The 17,515-nt window shown below is 60.7% G+C and carries 22 protein-coding genes; 21 read left to right on the top strand and 1 reads right to left on the bottom strand.

Features of this window, described 5'->3' with window-relative positions:
- The first annotated feature begins 3 nt into the window (after positions 1-3).
- The 15 genes from fliJ to U5A08_RS21045 all read left to right on the top strand — a co-directional run bounded on the left by fliJ (position 4) and on the right by U5A08_RS21045 (position 10,612).
- On the top strand, positions 4-453 hold the full coding sequence (fliJ, locus tag U5A08_RS21115) for a flagellar export protein FliJ (protein ID WP_198717149.1): 450 nt from the start codon (positions 4-6) through the stop codon (positions 451-453).
- A gap of 85 nt (positions 454-538) precedes the next feature.
- Positions 539-844, top strand: coding sequence for an STAS domain-containing protein (locus U5A08_RS21110; RefSeq protein ID WP_198717148.1), 306 nt, complete (start codon positions 539-541; stop codon positions 842-844).
- Positions 841-2,559 (top strand): fused response regulator/phosphatase, encoded by a 1,719-nt coding sequence (locus tag U5A08_RS21105; protein ID WP_253397703.1) that lies wholly within the window; start codon positions 841-843, stop codon positions 2,557-2,559. The genes U5A08_RS21110 and U5A08_RS21105 overlap by 4 nt, the downstream gene beginning before the upstream one ends.
- 30 nt (positions 2,560-2,589) lie before the next feature.
- Positions 2,590-2,934 (top strand): Hpt domain-containing protein, encoded by a 345-nt coding sequence (locus tag U5A08_RS21100; RefSeq protein WP_198717146.1) that lies wholly within the window; start codon positions 2,590-2,592, stop codon positions 2,932-2,934.
- A gap of 97 nt (positions 2,935-3,031) precedes the next feature.
- The gene (locus U5A08_RS21095) at positions 3,032-4,408 is read left to right on the top strand and encodes a flagellar hook-length control protein FliK (protein WP_321848430.1); all 1,377 of its coding nucleotides are present in this window, start codon (positions 3,032-3,034) and stop codon (positions 4,406-4,408) included.
- A gap of 223 nt (positions 4,409-4,631) precedes the next feature.
- Positions 4,632-5,138: a flagellar basal body-associated protein FliL gene (fliL, locus tag U5A08_RS21090; protein WP_247408027.1), complete on the top strand. Its 507-nt coding sequence runs from the start codon at positions 4,632-4,634 to the stop codon at positions 5,136-5,138.
- 9 nt (positions 5,139-5,147) lie between these two features.
- The gene (gene fliM, locus U5A08_RS21085) at positions 5,148-6,116 is read left to right on the top strand and encodes a flagellar motor switch protein FliM (RefSeq protein WP_198717143.1); all 969 of its coding nucleotides are present in this window, start codon (positions 5,148-5,150) and stop codon (positions 6,114-6,116) included.
- A 56-nt stretch (positions 6,117-6,172) separates the two neighbouring features.
- Complete coding sequence (gene fliN / locus U5A08_RS21080) at positions 6,173-6,640, top strand: flagellar motor switch protein FliN (protein ID WP_198717142.1); 468 nt, start codon at positions 6,173-6,175, stop codon at positions 6,638-6,640.
- 1 nt (position 6,641) lies between these two features.
- Entirely contained in the window at positions 6,642-7,079 is a 438-nt protein-coding gene (fliO, locus tag U5A08_RS21075; protein WP_253397699.1) for a flagellar biosynthetic protein FliO, read from the top strand.
- A complete protein-coding gene (fliP, locus tag U5A08_RS21070) occupies positions 7,079-7,822 on the top strand; it encodes a flagellar type III secretion system pore protein FliP (RefSeq protein ID WP_198717140.1) in 744 nt (247 codons plus the stop codon). Before fliO ends, fliP begins: the two co-directional genes overlap by 1 nt.
- A 4-nt stretch (positions 7,823-7,826) precedes the next feature.
- The gene (gene fliQ / locus U5A08_RS21065; RefSeq protein WP_253397697.1) at positions 7,827-8,096 is read left to right on the top strand and encodes a flagellar biosynthesis protein FliQ; all 270 of its coding nucleotides are present in this window, start codon (positions 7,827-7,829) and stop codon (positions 8,094-8,096) included.
- 4 nt (positions 8,097-8,100) lie between these two features.
- Positions 8,101-8,886 carry a flagellar biosynthetic protein FliR gene (fliR, locus tag U5A08_RS21060; RefSeq protein ID WP_198717139.1) on the top strand — a complete coding sequence of 262 codons (786 nt, stop codon included), beginning with the start codon at positions 8,101-8,103 and terminating at the stop codon, positions 8,884-8,886.
- Positions 8,887-8,889: 3 nt separating this feature from the next.
- A complete protein-coding gene (gene flhB, locus U5A08_RS21055) occupies positions 8,890-10,026 on the top strand; it encodes a flagellar biosynthesis protein FlhB (RefSeq protein WP_198717138.1) in 1,137 nt (378 codons plus the stop codon).
- A 134-nt stretch (positions 10,027-10,160) separates the two neighbouring features.
- The gene (locus U5A08_RS21050) at positions 10,161-10,361 is read left to right on the top strand and encodes a cold shock domain-containing protein (RefSeq protein WP_198717137.1); all 201 of its coding nucleotides are present in this window, start codon (positions 10,161-10,163) and stop codon (positions 10,359-10,361) included.
- Between the two features lie 44 nt (positions 10,362-10,405).
- On the top strand, positions 10,406-10,612 hold the full coding sequence (locus U5A08_RS21045; RefSeq protein ID WP_198717136.1) for a cold-shock protein: 207 nt from the start codon (positions 10,406-10,408) through the stop codon (positions 10,610-10,612).
- Between the two features lie 57 nt (positions 10,613-10,669).
- Here U5A08_RS21045 and U5A08_RS21040 read toward each other — a convergent pair whose 3' ends face one another.
- Positions 10,670-10,810 carry a DUF6124 family protein gene (locus U5A08_RS21040; protein ID WP_372436518.1) on the bottom strand — a complete coding sequence of 47 codons (141 nt, stop codon included), beginning with the start codon at positions 10,808-10,810 and terminating at the stop codon, positions 10,670-10,672.
- 227 nt (positions 10,811-11,037) lie between these two features.
- Here U5A08_RS21040 and flhA point away from each other — a divergent pair, with 227 nt between their 5' ends.
- The 6 genes from flhA (at position 11,038) to U5A08_RS21010 (ending at position 17,505) form a co-directional block, all read left to right on the top strand.
- On the top strand, positions 11,038-13,152 hold the full coding sequence (gene flhA, locus U5A08_RS21035) for a flagellar biosynthesis protein FlhA (protein WP_198717170.1): 2,115 nt from the start codon (positions 11,038-11,040) through the stop codon (positions 13,150-13,152).
- Positions 13,153-13,163: 11 nt separating this feature from the next.
- The gene (gene flhF, locus U5A08_RS21030; protein WP_253397695.1) at positions 13,164-14,480 is read left to right on the top strand and encodes a flagellar biosynthesis GTPase FlhF; all 1,317 of its coding nucleotides are present in this window, start codon (positions 13,164-13,166) and stop codon (positions 14,478-14,480) included.
- Positions 14,481-14,585: 105 nt separating this feature from the next.
- Positions 14,586-15,419 (top strand): flagellar synthesis regulator FleN, encoded by an 834-nt coding sequence (gene fleN / locus U5A08_RS21025; protein ID WP_003192912.1) that lies wholly within the window; start codon positions 14,586-14,588, stop codon positions 15,417-15,419.
- Positions 15,416-16,156 (top strand): RNA polymerase sigma factor FliA, encoded by a 741-nt coding sequence (gene fliA, locus U5A08_RS21020; protein WP_198717134.1) that lies wholly within the window; start codon positions 15,416-15,418, stop codon positions 16,154-16,156. The genes fleN and fliA overlap by 4 nt, the downstream gene beginning before the upstream one ends.
- A gap of 167 nt (positions 16,157-16,323) precedes the next feature.
- On the top strand, positions 16,324-16,698 hold the full coding sequence (locus U5A08_RS21015) for a chemotaxis response regulator CheY (protein WP_198717133.1): 375 nt from the start codon (positions 16,324-16,326) through the stop codon (positions 16,696-16,698).
- A gap of 18 nt (positions 16,699-16,716) precedes the next feature.
- Positions 16,717-17,505 (top strand): protein phosphatase CheZ, encoded by a 789-nt coding sequence (locus U5A08_RS21010; RefSeq protein WP_017845401.1) that lies wholly within the window; start codon positions 16,717-16,719, stop codon positions 17,503-17,505.
- Positions 17,506-17,515 lie beyond the last annotated feature (10 nt).

Raw genomic sequence — 17,515 nt, 5'->3', positions numbered from 1 at the left:
GCCATGGCCAGCAGCCGCTCCTCACGCTTGGCCCCGGTGGTGGACATGGCCGAAAAGGCCGAAAAAACCGCGGTCCAGCGCCTGGGTTACTTTCAGGGCCAGGTGCGCCTGGCACAAAGTAAGCTCGGCGACCTGGAGCGCTTTCGCGGCGAGTACCAGCAGCAGTGGATCGAGCGCGGCACCAAAGGCGTGTCCGGCCAGTGGCTGATGGGCTACCAGGGCTTTCTCAACCAGCTTGAAACCGCTGTCGGCCAGCAGCGCGAGAGCCTGGCCTGGCACCAGAACAACCTCGACAAGGCCCGCGAGAGCTGGCAGCAGGCGTATGCCCGGGTCGAAGGGTTGCGCAAGCTGGTGCAGCGCTATATCGACGAGGCGCGGGCGCTTGAGGATAAGCGCGAGCAAAAACTGCTCGATGAGTTGTCCCAGCGCCTGCCGCGCCAGAATCCCTACTAGCGCCAAGCCCTCTACTCAATGTGTTGCCCACATCCGGTTAGCCTGCTACACCTTGTATCTAGGCCTATGACAAGGAAGCAGTCACATGTCAATCGAGTCAGAAGTATCCCTGGATGGGAAGAAGTTGACGATCGCAATCAAGGGCCGGTTCGATTTCGGCAGCCATCAACTCTTTCGCGACGCCTACGAGCGTTTCTACAAGGTGCCGCAGGTTTATATCGTCGACCTGAAAGACGCCACCTACATGGACAGTTCCGCCCTGGGCATGCTCCTGCTGCTGCGCGATCATGCCGGGGGGGATGATGCGGAAGTCCGGGTGATCAACAGCAGCGCCGATGTGCGCAAGATCCTCGCGATTTCCAACTTCGACAAACTGTTCGATATCCATTGAGCGCGCTGGCCCCGGTCCTCGAACCGCTGACCATCCTGATCGCCGAAGACAGCGCCGCCGACCTGCTGTTGCTGTCGACCATCGTCCGGCGCCAGGGCCACCAGGTGCTCACTGCCAGCAACGGCGCACAAGCCGTCGAGCTGTTTGCCCGCGAACGCCCGCAACTGGTGCTGATGGACGCCCTGATGCCGGTGATGGATGGCTTTGAGGCCGCGCGGCGGATCAAGCAACTGGCGGGCGAGGCCCTGGTGCCGATCATCTTCCTCACCTCCCTGCGCCAAAGCGAAGCCCTGGCCCAATGCCTGGATGCCGGTGGCGATGACTTCTTGCCCAAACCCTATAACCCGCTGATTCTCGCGGCCAAGATCAATGCGATGGACCGCCTGCGCCGTCTGCAGGCCACGGTGTTGCAGCAGCGTGACCTGATCGCCAAGCACCATGACTACCTGCTGCATGAGCAACGCGTGGCCAAAGCGGTGTTCGACAAGGTCGCCCATTCGGGTTGCATCAACGCGGCGCCGAACATTCGCTACCTGCAATCGCCCTATGCGCTGTTCAACGGCGACTTGTTGTTGGCGGCCTACACGCCGGCGGGTGACATGCATGTGCTGCTCGGCGACTTCACCGGGCACGGCCTGCCAGCGGCGGTCGGCGCCATGCCGTTGGCCGAAGTGTTCTATGGCATGACGGCCAAGGGCTACGGGCTGACGCAGATCCTGCGGGAGATGAACGCCAAGCTCAAACGCATCCTGCCGGTGGACATGTTCTGCTGCGCGACGCTGTTGTGCCTGAGTGCGCAACGGCGTGCGGTGGAAGTCTGGAATGGCGGCATGCCCGAGGGCTATGTGCATGAAGTCGCCACGGCTAAGCGCACGCCGCTGATATCACGGCACTTGCCGTTGGGCGTGCTGTCAGCGCAGGCGTTCGATGATCGCACGGAAGTCTGGCCGATGGCCCTGGGCGACCGCGTATTTCTGCTCTCCGATGGCGTGCTGGATACCGCCGATGCCAACGAACAATTGTTCGGCGCCGAGCGCTTGCAGCAGGTGTTTGCCGCCAATCGTGAGCCTGACCGCTTGTTCGAGGATATCGAGCAGGCCCTGGCGGCGTTTCGCGGTGAGGCGCGGGATGACGTGAGCATGGTTGAGATCACCTTGCAGGCCGGCCAGTCGATACGTGCCACGGGGCCGCTGTATGCCGACAGCGGCCAGTCGTGCCCGTTGGATTGGTCGGTGAGTTTCGAATTTCGCGCCGAGACCCTCAGGCGTTACAACCCGTTGCCCTATCTGTTGCAACTGCTGCTGGAGATCCACGGCCTGCGCGAGCAGAGCGGGGCGCTCTACAGCGTGATGGCCGAACTGTATTCCAACGCCCTGGAGCATGGCGTGCTGGGCCTGGACTCGCGGCTCAAGCGCAATGCTGAAGGTTTTGCGCAGTATTACCGCCAGCGCAATGAGCGGCTGGTGCAACTCAACAGCGGTTATGTGCGTGTGCATGTGCAGGTAGAGCCCACCGCTACGGGCGGCAGGTTGACCTTGCGCATCGAAGACAGCGGCCCCGGATTCGATGTGGAACAGGTACTGGCTCGCCCGCTGGATGTTGACCGTCTGTCTGGTCGCGGCTTGGGCCTGGTGCGTCAACTGAGCAGCGATGTACGCTGGTCCGACGGCGGGCGCAGTGTCTGCGTGGAGTTTTGCTGGGAGGCTCTGGCATAATCCGCCGATTCTTGATCAAGGAGCGAACAAGTGGTTGAGGTTCATCTGGACCCGGACGTGTTATCGGGTTTGCAGGAAGTCATGGAAGGCGAGTACCCCAAATTGCTCGATACCTTTCTCGATGATTCGCAAAAGCGCGTCGAAGCGCTGCGCAAGGCTCGTGACGATGCCAAGGCGTTGGCGCGCATCGCCCATAGTTTCAAGGGCAGCAGTGGTAATCTCGGTGCGGTGCGGTTGGCGCACTTGTGCCAGCGCTTGGAGTCTGAGTCCGTCGAGGCTGCAGCGGACCTGGGGGCCTTGGTCGATCAGATCGACCATGAGTTTGCGCTGGTCAAGCCGCTGTATGAGTCGGAGCGCCAGCGCTTCCAGCTTTAATTTCAGGCGTGGCAGGGCTTTTCCGAAGAGCTGGCCCGACTCTTGCTCTATCTCCTGATACTGCATCCCCGATTCCCATGCAGTGGAGACCTTACCTATGCCAGTCGCCCCTAATTCGCTCCTTCAGGCTGCCCCTGCGGCCAAGTCTCAAGCACCTGCCGCCAATCCACCGGCGGCGGCCGCGGAGCCGCAGGACAAGGGCCCTGGCTTTGCTCAGGTGTTCGCCAGCCAGGGTTCGAAGCCCTCGGCCAAGGCCGACGACAACGCGGCCAAACCCGCGCGCGACAAGCCTGCTGGCGCGAGTGCCAAGCCTGTTGCCGGCAACGATAAGCCTGTCGCGAACAACGATAAACCTGCCGCCGGTACGCCAGCGGTTGCCGATAGCGGCAAACCCTTGCCTGCCGACCCGCCGGCCAACCCCGCCAACCCCGCCGACAGCGCCAGCAGTGATCAAAACCCGCCCGCCGACCCGGCCCTGGCGCAGCAGCCTGCGGCAGACCCGGTGGCTGATCCGGCGCTGATTGTCACGGTCACGCCGGTTGCTGTGCCGGTGCCGGTGGAAACGCCAGCCTCGGCTGCCGCCACCAAGGATAGCAAGGCCCAGCCGGTGGTCACGGCAGCGCTGGCAGCGACCGATGTGGCCAAGCCGGCCTTCGATCCCACGGCAGACCCTCTGGACGCCATGCCAGCGGTACGCCTGGCGATGGAGCAGGGCGGCCATGTGTCCGCCAGCAGTCAGACCCCGCAGAGCGCCGCACCGACGTCCCAGGACCAGCCGACCGCCGCGCAGAACTTCGCCACCGGCATGGCTAACATGGTGGATCAGCAAGCCAGCAAGGACAGCACCGACCAGGGTGGTGACAAAGCCTTCAGCGGGCTGATCGAAGACGGCCTCAAGGATTTGAAGAGCGCGAGCAGCGACACCCGTGTCGATGACTTCGCCAACCGCCTGGCCGCACTGACCCAGGCCGCCACGCCGAAAACCGCCAACGCTTTGCCGCCGGTGACCAACGCACCGCTGGCCATGCATCAGAGCGGCTGGACCGAGGAAGTCGTCAACCGCGTGATGTACCTGTCCAGCGCCAACCTCAAGTCGGCAGAGATCCAGCTACAGCCGGCCGAACTCGGGCGCCTGGATATCAAGGTCAACATGACGGCCGACCAGCAGGCCCAAGTCACCTTCATGAGTGGTCACGCGGTGGTGCGTGAAGCACTGGAAACCCAGTCCGGCCGTTTGCGCGAGATGTTTGCCCAGCAGGGCATGGGGCAGGTCGACGTCAATGTGTCCGACCAGTCCCGTGGCTGGCAGGGCCAGGGCCAACAGCAACAGAACCAGAGCCAGGCGAACGGTGTCAGTGGCCGTGGCGGTCGGGGTGACAGCGGCGACGTTGCCGATCATGCCGAAGTGGCCGCGGCCGTCGCGCCGGTGACGGCCACCGTGATCGGCTCCAGCGCCGTTGACTATTACGCCTGATTCAGGCTCAACACCGGCCTGAGTGTGGGAGGGGGCTTGCCCCCGATAGCGGAGTTCCAGTCGACCGATTCGTTGACGGGCACACCGCCATCGGGAGCAAGCCCCCTCCCACAAAGGACCTGTGGCGTGGCCGCTGTCCTGCTGTGGCTGACAACTCTGGCATAACACTTGCTCTTGCCTTTCCGTAGATCTATGAATCCCCAAATAGTGACGGATTATTGGCATGGCGAAGAGCGAAGACGCAGCACAAGCACCCGCAGGTAAGGGCAAGGGCAAGCTCAAGCTTATCCTGTTGATTGTCCTGGGCCTGGTCCTGGCGATCGGCGCGTCCGTGGGCGGCACTTGGTACATCATGCACAGCAGTGCGAGCAAACCGGCACCCGCCGCCGAAACTGCCAGTAACGTCAAGCAACCGGCAATCTTCGAGCCGATGCTTCCGGCCTTTGTCGCCAACTTCAATCAGAACGGTCGTCAACGCTACCTGCAGGTGAGCATCACCTTACTGGCGCGCAACCAGGCGGACCTTGAGGCGCTCAAGGTGCATATGCCGGTGATCCGCAACAACCTGGTGATGCTGTTTTCCGCGCAAAGTTTCGACAGCCTGGCCACCCCGGTGGGCCAGGAAATGTTGCGCCAGAAGGTCACTGCCAGCGTGCAGGAAGTGGCCCAGAAAGAGCTCGGCAAAGTGGTGGTCGAGCAGGCGCTCTTCACTAATTTCGTATTGCAGTAGGATCACGACATGGCCGTGCAAGACCTGCTGTCCCAGGATGAAATCGATGCGCTGCTGCATGGCGTGGACGATGGTCTGGTACAGACCGAAATGGCTGCCGAGCCCGGCAGCGTCAAAAGTTATGACCTGACCAGCCAGGATCGCATCGTCCGTGGACGCATGCCGACCCTGGAAATGATCAATGAGCGTTTTGCCCGTTACACCCGCATCAGCATGTTCAACATGCTGCGCCGCTCGGCAGACGTGGCGGTGGGCGGCGTGCAGGTGATGAAGTTCGGCGAATATGTACACTCGCTGTACGTGCCTACCAGCCTCAATCTGGTCAAGATCAAGCCATTGCGCGGCACTGCGTTGTTCATCCTCGACGCCAAGCTGGTGTTCAAACTGGTGGACAACTTCTTCGGCGGCGACGGCCGTCACGCCAAGATCGAAGGCCGCGAGTTCACCCCTACTGAGCTGCGCGTGGTACGCATGGTGCTGGAGCAGGCCTTCATCGACTTGAAGGAAGCCTGGCAGGCGATCATGGAGGTCAATTTCGAGTACATCAACTCGGAAGTGAACCCGGCCATGGCCAACATCGTCGGCCCCAGCGAAGCCATTGTGGTGTCCACCTTCCACATCGAACTCGATGGCGGTGGCGGCGACCTGCACGTGACCATGCCGTACTCGATGATCGAACCGGTGCGCGAAATGCTCGACGCCGGCTTCCAGTCCGACCTCGACGATCAGGACGAACGCTGGGTCAAGGCCCTGCGCGAAGACCTGCTGGACGTCGACGTGCCCCTGAGCGCCACCGTGGCCCGTCGTCAGTTGCGCCTGCGGGATATTTTGCACATGCAGCCGGGCGACGTGATTCCCGTCGAGTTGCCGGAAGAACTGATCATGCGCGCCAGCGGCGTGCCGTCGTTCAAGGTCAAGCTCGGTTCGCACAAGGGCAACCTGGCACTGCAAGTGGTGGAGCCGATCAACCGGCGCTGAGTCACCCGTATTGATGCACCCCTATTTATGAATGTTTGCTCCGCCGAGGACATGTAATGGCTACCGAACACGAAAACACTTCCGCCGAAGACCAGGCCCTGGCTGACGAATGGGCTGCGGCCCTGGAAGAAACCGGCGATGTTGGCCAGGACGATATCGACGCGCTGCTGGCGGCCGATGCCTCCACCGCGCCGGCCAGTAACCGCCTGCCTCTGGAAGAATTCGGCAGCGTGCCGAAGAACAACGACCCGGTGACCCTCGACGGCCCGAACCTGGACGTGATTCTCGACATCCCGGTGTCGATCTCGATGGAAGTCGGCAGCACCGACATCAACATCCGCAACCTGCTGCAGCTCAACCAGGGCTCGGTGATCGAGCTGGATCGCCTGGCCGGTGAGCCGTTGGACGTGTTGGTCAACGGCACGCTGATCGCCCATGGCGAAGTGGTGGTGGTCAACGAAAAGTTCGGCATTCGCCTGACCGACGTGATCAGCCCGAGCGAACGCATCAAGAAGCTGCGCTGACATGAAGTATTCGATGGCGGGACTGTTTCTGGCGCTGCCATTGAGCGCCCTGGCGGCCGAGCCGGTCGCGCAAGCGGCCGCCGCCCCCGTGGTGAGCAGCGGCATCGGTGGCCAACTGACCCAGTTGGTGCTGGGCCTGTTGCTGGTGGTCGGGCTGATTTTCGTGCTGGCCTGGCTGATGCGCCGTGTGCAGAGCATCGGTCCGGGCAACGCCCAGGTCATCGAGATGATCGGTTCGCGCGCCCTCGGCCCGCGTGATCGGCTGGTGCTGGTGCAGGTCGGCGAGGAACAGATCCTGCTGGGCATCACGCCTGGCCGCATCACCCCGCTGCACGTGCTCAAGACCCCGGTCAACGTCGCCCCGACCCAGGCCGCCACGCCAGAATTCGCCCAGCGCCTGATGGAGTTGCTGGGCAAGGATCAGAAGGATAAGAAGTAATGCGCGTTTTATTGACGCTCATGCTGTGGCTGGCCGCGCCATTGGCGTTCGCCGCCGACCCGTTGTCGATCCCGGCGATTACCCTGGGCACCAACGCGGCCGGGGCCCAGGAGTATTCGGTCAGCCTGCAGATCCTGCTGATCATGACGGCGCTGAGTTTTATCCCGGCGTTTGTCATGCTGATGACCAGCTTCACCCGGATCATCATCGTATTCTCGATCCTGCGTCAGGCCCTGGGCCTGCAACAGACACCATCGAACCAGATCCTCACCGGCATGGCGCTGTTCTTGACGATGTTCATCATGGCGCCGGTATTCGACAAGGTGAACCAGCAAGCCCTGCAGCCTTACCTTGCGGAAAAGCTCACGGCGCAAGACGCCATCGACAAGGCCCAGGGCCCGATCAAGGACTTCATGCTGTCGCAGACCCGCTCCAGCGACCTTGAGCTGTTTGTGCGTCTGTCCAAGCGCACCGACATTGCCACCCCGGATCAGGCACCGCTGACGATCCTGGTGCCGGCGTTCGTCACCTCGGAATTGAAGACGGCGTTCCAGATCGGTTTCATGATCTTTATCCCGTTCCTGATCATCGACCTGGTGGTGGCGAGCGTGCTGATGGCCATGGGGATGATGATGCTGTCGCCGCTGATCATCTCGTTGCCGTTCAAGATCATGCTGTTTGTGCTGGTGGACGGTTGGGCGCTGATTATCGGCACGTTGGCCAGCAGTTTCGGCGGAGTGTAGGGCAATGACCCCAGAAATTGCCGTCGACCTGTTCCGTGAAGCGTTGTGGCTGACCACCATGATGGTCGCCGTGCTGGTGGTGCCGAGCCTGTTGGTCGGCCTGCTGGTGGCGATGTTCCAGGCCGCGACCCAGATCAACGAACAAACCCTGAGCTTCCTGCCGCGCCTGCTGGTGATGCTGGTCACGTTGATTGTCGCCGGCCCGTGGCTGGTGCAGACCTTCATGGAATACATCCTGCAGTTGTACGGCAGTATTCCGCAGTTGATCGGCTGACCGCATGCAATCGCTGCTGGCGTTGACCGACACCCAGATCAGTACCTGGGTGGCTTCGTTTATCCTGCCGCTGTTCCGGGTCACGGCGGTGCTGATGAGCATGCCGGTGTTCGGCACCACCCTGGTACCACGGCGCATCCGCCTGTATTTCGCGGTGGCGATCACCGTGGTCCTGGTGCCGGGCTTGCCGCCGATGCCGCCCGTCAACGCACTGGACCTCAGTGCGCTGATGCTGATTGCCGAGCAGATCCTCATCGGCTCGCTGCTGGGCTTCTCCCTGCAGCTATTCTTCCAGGCCTTCGTGATTGCCGGGCAAATCATCTCAATCCAGATGGGCATGGGCTTTGCGTCCATGGTCGACCCCACCAACGGCGTGTCGGCAGCAGTGATCGGACAGTTCCTGACCATGCTGGTGACCTTGCTGTTCCTGGCCATGAACGGCCACCTGGTGGTGTTCGAGGTGCTGACCGAAAGTTTCACCACCTTGCCGGTCGGCTCGGGGCTGGTGGTCAATCACTTCTGGGAACTGGTGGGGCGCCTCAGTTGGGTGTTGGGCGCGTCACTGTTGCTGGTGCTGCCGGCGATCACTGCGCTGTTGGTGGTCAACATCGCCTTTGGCGTGATGACCCGCGCGGCGCCGCAACTGAATATCTTCTCTATCGGTTTCCCGTTGACCCTGGTGTTGGGCATGGGGATTTTCTGGATCGGCATGGCCGACATTCTCAATCAGTATCAACCGCTGGCGACCGACGCCTTGCAGTTCCTACGTGATCTGGCACGGGCGCGCTGAGCCATGGCCGAGAGCGAGAGTGGTCAGGACAAAACAGAAGACCCCACGGATAAGCGTAAAAAGGACTCCAGGGAAAAGGGTGAGATTGCCCGCTCCAAAGAGCTCAACACCGTTGCGACAATGATGGCCGGTTCCGGCGCCTTGCTGATCTACGGCGGCGGCCTGGCGCTCGACCTGATGGAGTTGATGAAACACAACTTCACCTTGCCCCGCGAAGTGTTGCTCAACCCCGGCGCCATGGGGCAGTACCTGCTGCATTCGGGAAAAATCGCCATACTGGCGGTGCAGCCGATTTTGATCACCTTGCTCCTGGCTGCGCTGATCGGCCCCGTCGCCCTTGGCGGATGGCTGTTCGCTGCGAGCAGCATGGCGCCAAAATTCAGCCGCATGAACCCCGCCGCCGGGCTCAAGCGCATGTTTTCCGCCAAGGCGTTGGTGGAACTGCTAAAGGCGTTGGCCAAGTTCATCCTGATTCTGTTCGTGGCGCTGGCGGTATTGTCCTCCGACATCGATGACCTGCTGCGCATCGCCCATGAACCGCTGGAGTCAGCGATCATCCACAGCGTGCAAGTGGTGGGCTGGAGTGCGTTATGGCTGGCTGCCGGGCTGATCCTGATCGCCGCCGTGGATGCACCGATCCAGCTGTGGGAAAGCCACAAGAAACTGTTGATGACCAAGCAGGAAGTGCGCGACGAACACAAGGACCAGGAAGGTCGCCCCGAGGTCAAACAGCGCATTCGCCAACTGCAGCGCGAAATGTCTCAGCGCAAGATGATGGCTTCGGTGCCCGACGCCGACGTGGTGATCACCAACCCGACCCACTACGCGGTGGCCCTCAAGTACGACCCGGAGAAGGGCGGCGCGCCGATGCTGCTGGCCAAGGGCAGCGACTTCACCGCGCTGAAGATCCGCGAAATCGCCGTGGCCAACGACATTCTGTTGCTGGAATCGCCGGAACTGGCGCGGTCGATCTTCTACTCCACCGACCTCGACCAGGAAATCCCTGCCGGGCTATACCTGGCGGTGGCGCAGGTGTTGGCGTATGTCTATCAGATTCGCCAGTACCGTGCGGGCAAAGGCAAGCGGCCTGATCCGCTTAAAGACCTGCCGATTCCGCCGGACTTGCGCCGCGATTCTTGACGGGTCGTTCAAATTGGCACTGTGCCATTCGTCGTAAAACCTTCCTGACCTGTCAACTTTGACAGTAGCCAGCATCGCTTGCTCGCGGTTCTATTGCCTCAGGTACTGCGCAGCAAAATGCCGGGAGTGGAGCGATGCAGCTATTCACAGGCTGGGTTAAGTCTTATGACCAGCAGACCGGATTGGGTTCGATTGCGCTGGATAGTGGGGGAGAGGAGGTGTCGGTAGATCTGTGCAGTTCGGATAGACGTCTGCTTTCGCAAGGCCAGAAAGTGGCCTTCCGGATGATCCATCGACCCGATGGCATCTATGCATGCGATATCGAACTGATCTGACGGCACCTGTGTAAGTCCTTGATTGAAGTGTACGGAGAACGGCCATGGCAACGGGCACTGTGAAATGGTTTAACGCGGAGAAGGGGTTTGGGTTTATCAGCCAGGATGGCGGCGGCGATGTGTTCGTCCATTTTTCCGCCATCCAGGCAGAGGGTTTCAAGTCTCTTGAAGAGGGCCAGAAAGTGGAGTTTCTCGTCGAAAAAGGGCCTAAGGGCGATCAGGCCACGAGCGTGAAAACCCTCTCTAAATAACGTCGGCTGGTTTGATCGTTCCCACGCAGAGCGTCGGAGCGATCCACCATCAGGTCGTTAAGTGCCCGCGATCGTTCCACCGGTGGTGCTATTGAGCGCCCGCTCTGCCAGTAACTGGGCCAGTTCGACTAATTGTGCAATTCCTCGTGCCCCCTCGCGTCGAATCCCTTCCTGCTCAAACGAAAAGTCATTGAGCAATCCATTGGCTCAAGCAAGTGTTTCGCTGAGGCCTGCCAGCAGGTCTTCGGTCATTTGAATCAGTTGATCCCCGACCTGCTCGTCCGTCAGTCAGTCCTCGTCATAAGGGATCTGCGACCTCACGCAAAAGTTGGAAGGCTTCTTGCAATACCGCCTTCAGGACGCCCTCTGGCGTCAAAACTTTGCTTCAAGGAACGCGAGGAATACCGGTGGTAGATCGCTCTCAAATGCTCAACACGGCCCGTGGCACCCTGACTGACTTGTCGCGGGGCAATCTGGGTGTGCCGTTGTTGTTGCTGGTGATGCTGGCAATGATGATGTTGCCAATACCGCCGTTCCTGCTCGACGTGTTCTTCACCTTCAACATTGCCTTGTCCGTCGTCGTGTTGCTGGTCTGCGTCTATGCCCTGCGGCCGCTCGACTTTGCGGTCTTTCCGACCATCCTGCTGATCGCCACGCTGCTGCGGTTGGCGCTGAACGTGGCGTCCACGCGGGTGGTGATGCTCAACGGCCAGGACGGTCACGCCGCCGCGGGTAAGGTGATCCAGGCCTTCGGTGAGGTGGTGATCGGCGGTAACTACGTGGTCGGTATCGTGGTGTTCGCGATCCTGATGATCATCAACTTCGTGGTGGTGACCAAGGGCGCCGGGCGGATTTCCGAGGTGAGCGCGCGCTTTACCCTCGATGCCATGCCCGGCAAACAGATGGCCATCGACGCCGACCTCAACGCCGGCCTGATCGACCAGAACCAGGCCAAGTCGCGCCGCTTGGAAGTGGCTCAGGAAGCCGAGTTCTACGGTTCCATGGACGGTGCCAGCAAATTCGTGCGCGGCGATGCCATCGCCGGCCTGTTGATTCTGTTCATCAACCTGATCGGCGGCATGGCGGTCGGGATCTTCCAGCACGGCATGACCTTTGGCGATGCGGGCAAGGTCTACGCCTTGCTGACCATTGGTGACGGTTTAGTGGCGCAATTGCCATCACTGTTGTTATCCACAGCTGCGGCGATCATGGTGACCCGTGCGTCGGGCTCCGAAGACATGGGCAAGCAGATCAGCCGGCAGATGTTTGCCTCGCCCAAGGCCCTGGCCGTGGCGGCAGGCATCATGGCGATCATGGGCCTTGTGCCCGGCATGCCCCACGTCTCGTTCTTGAGCATGGCGGCTTTGGCCGGCGGCGGCGCCTACCTGTTCTGGAAAAAGCAGAACGTGATCAAAGTGACTGCCCAGCAAGAAATCGCGCGCCAGCAGGAACTGCTGCCGTCGCCGGCCCGCGCCCAGGAAACCAAGGAGTTGGGCTGGGACGATGTGACCCCGATCGACATGATCGGCCTGGAAGTCGGCTACCGCCTGATTCCATTGGTCGACCGCAACCAGGGCGGCCAATTGCTCGCGCGGATCAAGGGCGTGCGCAAGAAGCTGTCCCAGGACCTGGGCTTCCTGATGCCCACCGTGCATATCCGCGACAACCTCGACCTGGCCCCCAGCGCCTACCGCCTGACCCTGATGGGCGTGATCCTCGCCGAAGCCGAGATCTACCCCGACCGCGAGCTGGCGATCAACCCAGGCCAGGTGTTCGGCACGCTGAACGGTATAACCGCCAAAGATCCGGCTTTTGGTCTGGAGGCGGTCTGGATCGAAGTCAGCCAGCGCAGCCAGGCGCAGTCCCTCGGGTACACCGTGGTGGACGCCAGCACCGTGGTCGCCACGCACCTCAACCAGATTCTGTACAAGCACTCCCACGAGCTGATCGGCCACGAAGAAGTCCAGCAATTAATGGGTTTGCTGGCCAAGGCGTCGCCAAAACTCGCCGAAGAGCTGGTGCCGGGCGTGCTGTCGCTGTCGCAATTGCTCAAAGTGTTGCAGGCGCTGCTGTCCGAACAAGTGCCGGTGCGCGACATTCGCAGCATCGCCGAGGCCATCGCCAACAATGCCGCCAAGAGTCAAGATACCGCCGCCCTGGTGGCTGCGGTGCGCGTCGGATTGTCCCGCGCTATCGTGCAAAGCATTGTAGGGGTTGAGTCTGAGCTGCCTGTGATCACCTTGGAGCCAAGGTTGGAACAAATATTGCTCAATAGTATTCAGAAGGCAGGACAAGGTCAGGAAGAGGGCGTTCTGCTGGAGCCAAGCATGGCTGAAAAACTGCAGCGTTCGTTGATCGACGCCGCACAGCGCCAGGAAATGCAGGGCCAACCGGTGATTCTGCTGGTGGCAGGTCCGGTCCGAGCGATGTTGTCGCGGTTTGGACGCCTGGCAGTGCCGAATTTGCACGTTTTGGCTTATCAGGAAATCCCTGACAACAAGCAAGTGACTATCGTCGCGACAGTAGGGCCCAACGGCTGAGGTAGTGGGTTATGCAAGTAAAGCGTTTTTTCGCCGCCGATATGCGTCAGGCCATGAAACTGGTACGTGACGAGCTGGGCGCCGACGCTGCGATTATCGGTAACCGTCGTATTGCCGGCGGTGTCGAGCTGACGGCTGCCCTGGATTACACCCCTTCGGCGCTGGCCCCGCGTGTCCCGAACATGGAGCTTGAAGACGAGCTGCGCAAGACGGCCTCGCGCATTGTCTCGGCCCAGGCCGAACTGAGCATGCGTGGCGACAGTGATGCGACCACCAATCGCCAGTTGTTCGCCGGCCTGCCGCTGACCGCCGCCGAGCCGTTGATCGAGCCGACGTTCATCGAACCGCCGCGTCCTGCCGCGCCAGCCCCGGCCGCCGCAGTCGACCAGCGTGTGTTCGATTCGATGCGTTTTGAACTCAACGGCCTGCGTGAGCTGCTGGAAGTGCAGCTTGGTTCGCTGGCGTGGACCCAACTGCAAGGCAGCAAACCGCAACAGGCCAACCTGTGGCGTCGCCTGCAACGCATCGGCCTGTCCGGCCCGTTGTCCCGCGATCTGCTGGCGCTGACCACCGAAATCGAAGAGCCTCGCCAGGCCTGGCGCATGTTGCTGGCCCACCTGGCGCGGATGATCGTGACCCCGGAAATCGAACCCCTGGAAGAGGGTGGCGTGATCGCCATGGTCGGCCCTGCCGGCATGGGCAAGACCACCACCCTGGCCAAGCTGGCCGCGCGTTACGTGCTCAAGTACGGCGCCCAGAATATCGCGCTGGTGAGCATGGACAGCTACCGCATCGGTGCCCAGGAGCAGCTCAAGACCCTGGGCCGTATCCTCAATGTGTCGGTGACCCACGTTGACCCGGGCCAGTCCCTGGCCAACGCCCTCGATCCGTTGCTGCGCAAGCGTGTGGTGTTGATCGATACCGCCGGCCTGCAAGCCAGCGACCCGGCGTTGCGCATGCAACTGGAAAGCCTGGCCGGGCGTGGTATCAAGTCGAAAAATTACCTGGTGCTTGCAACCACCAGCCAAAAACAAGTTCTTACCGCTGCGTACCATAGCTACAAGCGCTGTGGCCTGGCCGGATGCATCCTCACCAAGCTCGATGAAACCGCGAGCCTGGGTGAGGTGTTGAGCCTGGCGATCAGTCATGAACTTCCGGTCGCTTACCTGACCGACGGGCCGCGGATTCCAGATGATTTGCATCTGCCGCGCCGTCATCAGTTGGTCAGCCGTGCCGTCAGCGTGCAAATGCAAGAAGAGCCTAGCGAGGAAGCGATGGCCGATATGTTCGCTGACCTTTACCACAACCCGGCAAAACGGGTGGGTTGAGGTCAGCATGAACACCCTGAATTGTATCTACATCGATGGTCTGCAGCGATTCACGCGGCCAACCCATGTAGCCTGCGTCTAAGCAAGACAAGGTAAAGAAATAAAATGGGCAGCATGCATCCCGTACAGGTGATCGCGGTGACCGGCGGCAAAGGTGGCGTCGGGAAAACTAACGTGTCAGTGAATTTGTCCCTGGCCCTGGCAGAGCTTGGCCGTCGTGTCATGCTGCTGGATGCTGACCTGGGATTGGCGAACGTCGACGTTTTGCTGGGGCTCACGCCCAAACATACCCTCGCCGATGTGATCGAGGGCCGCTGTGAGCTGCGCGATGTGCTGCTGCAGGGCCCTGGAGGCATCCGCATCGTGCCGGCCGCCTCGGGCACTCAGAGCATGGTCCACCTGAGCCCGGCGCAGCATGCCGGCCTGATTCAGGCGTTCAGCGATATCGGCGACAACCTCGACGTGCTGGTGATCGACACCGCCGCCGGGATCGGCGAGTCCGTGGTCAGCTTCGTGCGCGCCGCGCAAGAAGTCCTGCTGGTGGTCTGCGATGAACCCACCTCGATCACCGACGCCTACGCCCTGATCAAACTACTGAATCGTGACTACGGCATGAACCGCTTCCGCGTGCTGGCCAATATGGCCCAGAGCCCGCAGGAAGGGCGCAACCTGTTCGCCAAGTTGACCAAGGTCACAGATCGCTTTCTCGATGTCGCCTTACAATACGTCGGCGCAGTTCCCTATGACGAGTGTGTACGCAAGGCTGTGCAAAAGCAGCGTGCAGTCTACGAAGCGTTCCCTCGTTCGAAATGCGCCTTGGCGTTCAAGGCTATTGCTCAGAAGGTCGATACCTGGCCATTGCCCGCCAACCCACGGGGGCATCTGGAGTTTTTCGTCGAGCGATTGGTGCATCAGACGAGCGCAGGACCGGTGCTATGACAGCCAGCGGCTATAACCTTTACAAGAAATCGGCACGTGACTGCCAAGGTGAATTGATCGAGCGCTATGCGCCCCTGGTCAAGCGCATTGCTTATCACTTGCTGGCACGCCTGCCCGCCAGCGTCCAGGTCGAAGACTTGATCCAGGCCGGCATGATCGGCCTGCTCGAAGTGTCGACCAAATACGACGCGAGCAAAGGTGCGAGTTTCGAGACGTATGCGGGTATCCGTATCCGTGGCGCGATGCTCGATGAAGTGCGTAAAGGGGATTGGGCGCCGCGTTCGGTACACCGCAATACGCGCATGGTCAGTGACGCAATTCGTGCAATTGAAGCAAAAACCGGTCGCGACGCTAAAGATCACGAGGTTGCGGCCGAACTCCAATTGAGTCTCGACGATTATTACGGGATTTTGAACGATACCTTGGGCAGCCGCCTGTTCAGTTTCGACGACCTGTTGCAGGACGGCGAACACGAAGGGCTGCACGAGGATGGCGCGAGTACTCATCTCGAGCCGTCGCGTGACCTGGAAGATGAACGCTTTCAGGGGGCGCTGGCGGACGCGATTGCCAATTTGCCGGAGCGTGAGCGACTGGTGTTGGCGCTGTACTACGACGAAGAGCTGAACCTCAAGGAAATCGGTGAGGTCCTGGGGGTCAGCGAATCGCGTGTCAGCCAACTGCACAGCCAGTGCGCAGCCCGCTTGCGGGGACGCCTGGGAGAATGGCGCGCGCGCTGACAGGCAGTGTGGGGACACTGCAAACACTACCGTGAGGGCCCTGGTCTTCGCGGGTGAGTTTCGTGGTGCCCTGGGCAGTCCTTTTTGTGTAACGCCTGTTGATTGAAATGGCGCGTCCAGGTGCTGGGCGCGTTTAAGACTGCTTGGAGGTCGAATTGGACAAGAACATGAAAATCCTCATCGTTGATGACTTCTCAACGATGCGGCGGATCATAAAAAACCTGTTGCGTGACCTTGGGTTCACCAACACGGTCGAGGCGGATGACGGCCTTACGGCGATTCCGATCCTCAACAGCGGGAGCATCGACTTTCTGGTAACCGACTGGAACATGCCCGGCATGACCGGTATCGACTTGCTACGTCATGTGCGCGCCGATGAAAAACTGCGCACTCTTCCCGTGTTGATGGTGACCGCCGAAGCCAAGCGTGAGCAGATCATCGAAGCCGCCCAGGCCGGGGTCAACGGCTACGTGGTCAAGCCATTCACTGCATTGGCCTTGAAAGAGAAGATCGAAAAAATCTTCGAACGCATCCACGGCTAATGCCATCGCGGGGGAGCTATGGAGCATAAAGAAACGTCACAGGGGGACTTTGAGTCGACCCTGAAAAAGCATGCTCACCAACTCGTCGAGAGCCTTGAAAAAGGCCAGTTCGGCGACGCGGTGCAGTTAATCCATGAGCTTAACCAGACCCGTGACCGCGGCCTGTATCAGGAAGTGGGCAAGCTCACGCGCGAGCTGCACAGTGCGATCGTCAATTTTCAGATTGACCCGCACATGCCCCAGGCCGAAGAAATTTCGCAAATCACCGATGCTACTGAACGCCTGTCCTATGTGGTCAGGCTGACTGAAGCGGCGGCTAACCGCACCATGGACCTGGTGGAAAACGCCACGCCCCTGGTCAACGGCATGGCCAATGAAGCCCAGGCCCTCAGCGTTGACTGGGGTCGTTTCATGCGTCGGGAAGTGGGGGCTGAGGAGTTTCGTGAGTTGGCCCGTCGGGTCGAGGGTTTCCTGTCGCGCAGCGAACAGGACAACCACACGGTGTCCAGCAACCTCAATGACATTCTGCTCGCCCAGGATTACCAGGACCTCACCGGTCAGGTGATCAAGCGCGTGACCCAATTGGTCACCGAAGTGGAAAGCAACTTGCTCAAATTGGTGCTTATGGCAGGCCAAGTTGATCGTTTCGCCGGCATCGAACATGACCGCGAAGCGATCCTCTCGGAAAAAGATCCACAAAAACATCTCGCCAAGGGTGAAGGTCCGCAGATTCATGCCGATAAACGTGAAGACGTTATGTCAGGTCAGGATGACGTAGATGACCTGTTATCCAGTTTAGGCTTCTAAGGAGCACACC

It is taken from the genome of Pseudomonas paraveronii (genome assembly GCF_963681955.1).
Classification (GTDB): Bacteria; Pseudomonadota; Gammaproteobacteria; order Pseudomonadales; family Pseudomonadaceae; genus Aquipseudomonas; species Aquipseudomonas paraveronii.
The sequence above is the reverse complement of the archived record's forward strand: the minus strand, read 5'-3'. Positions and strand labels throughout refer to the sequence as shown.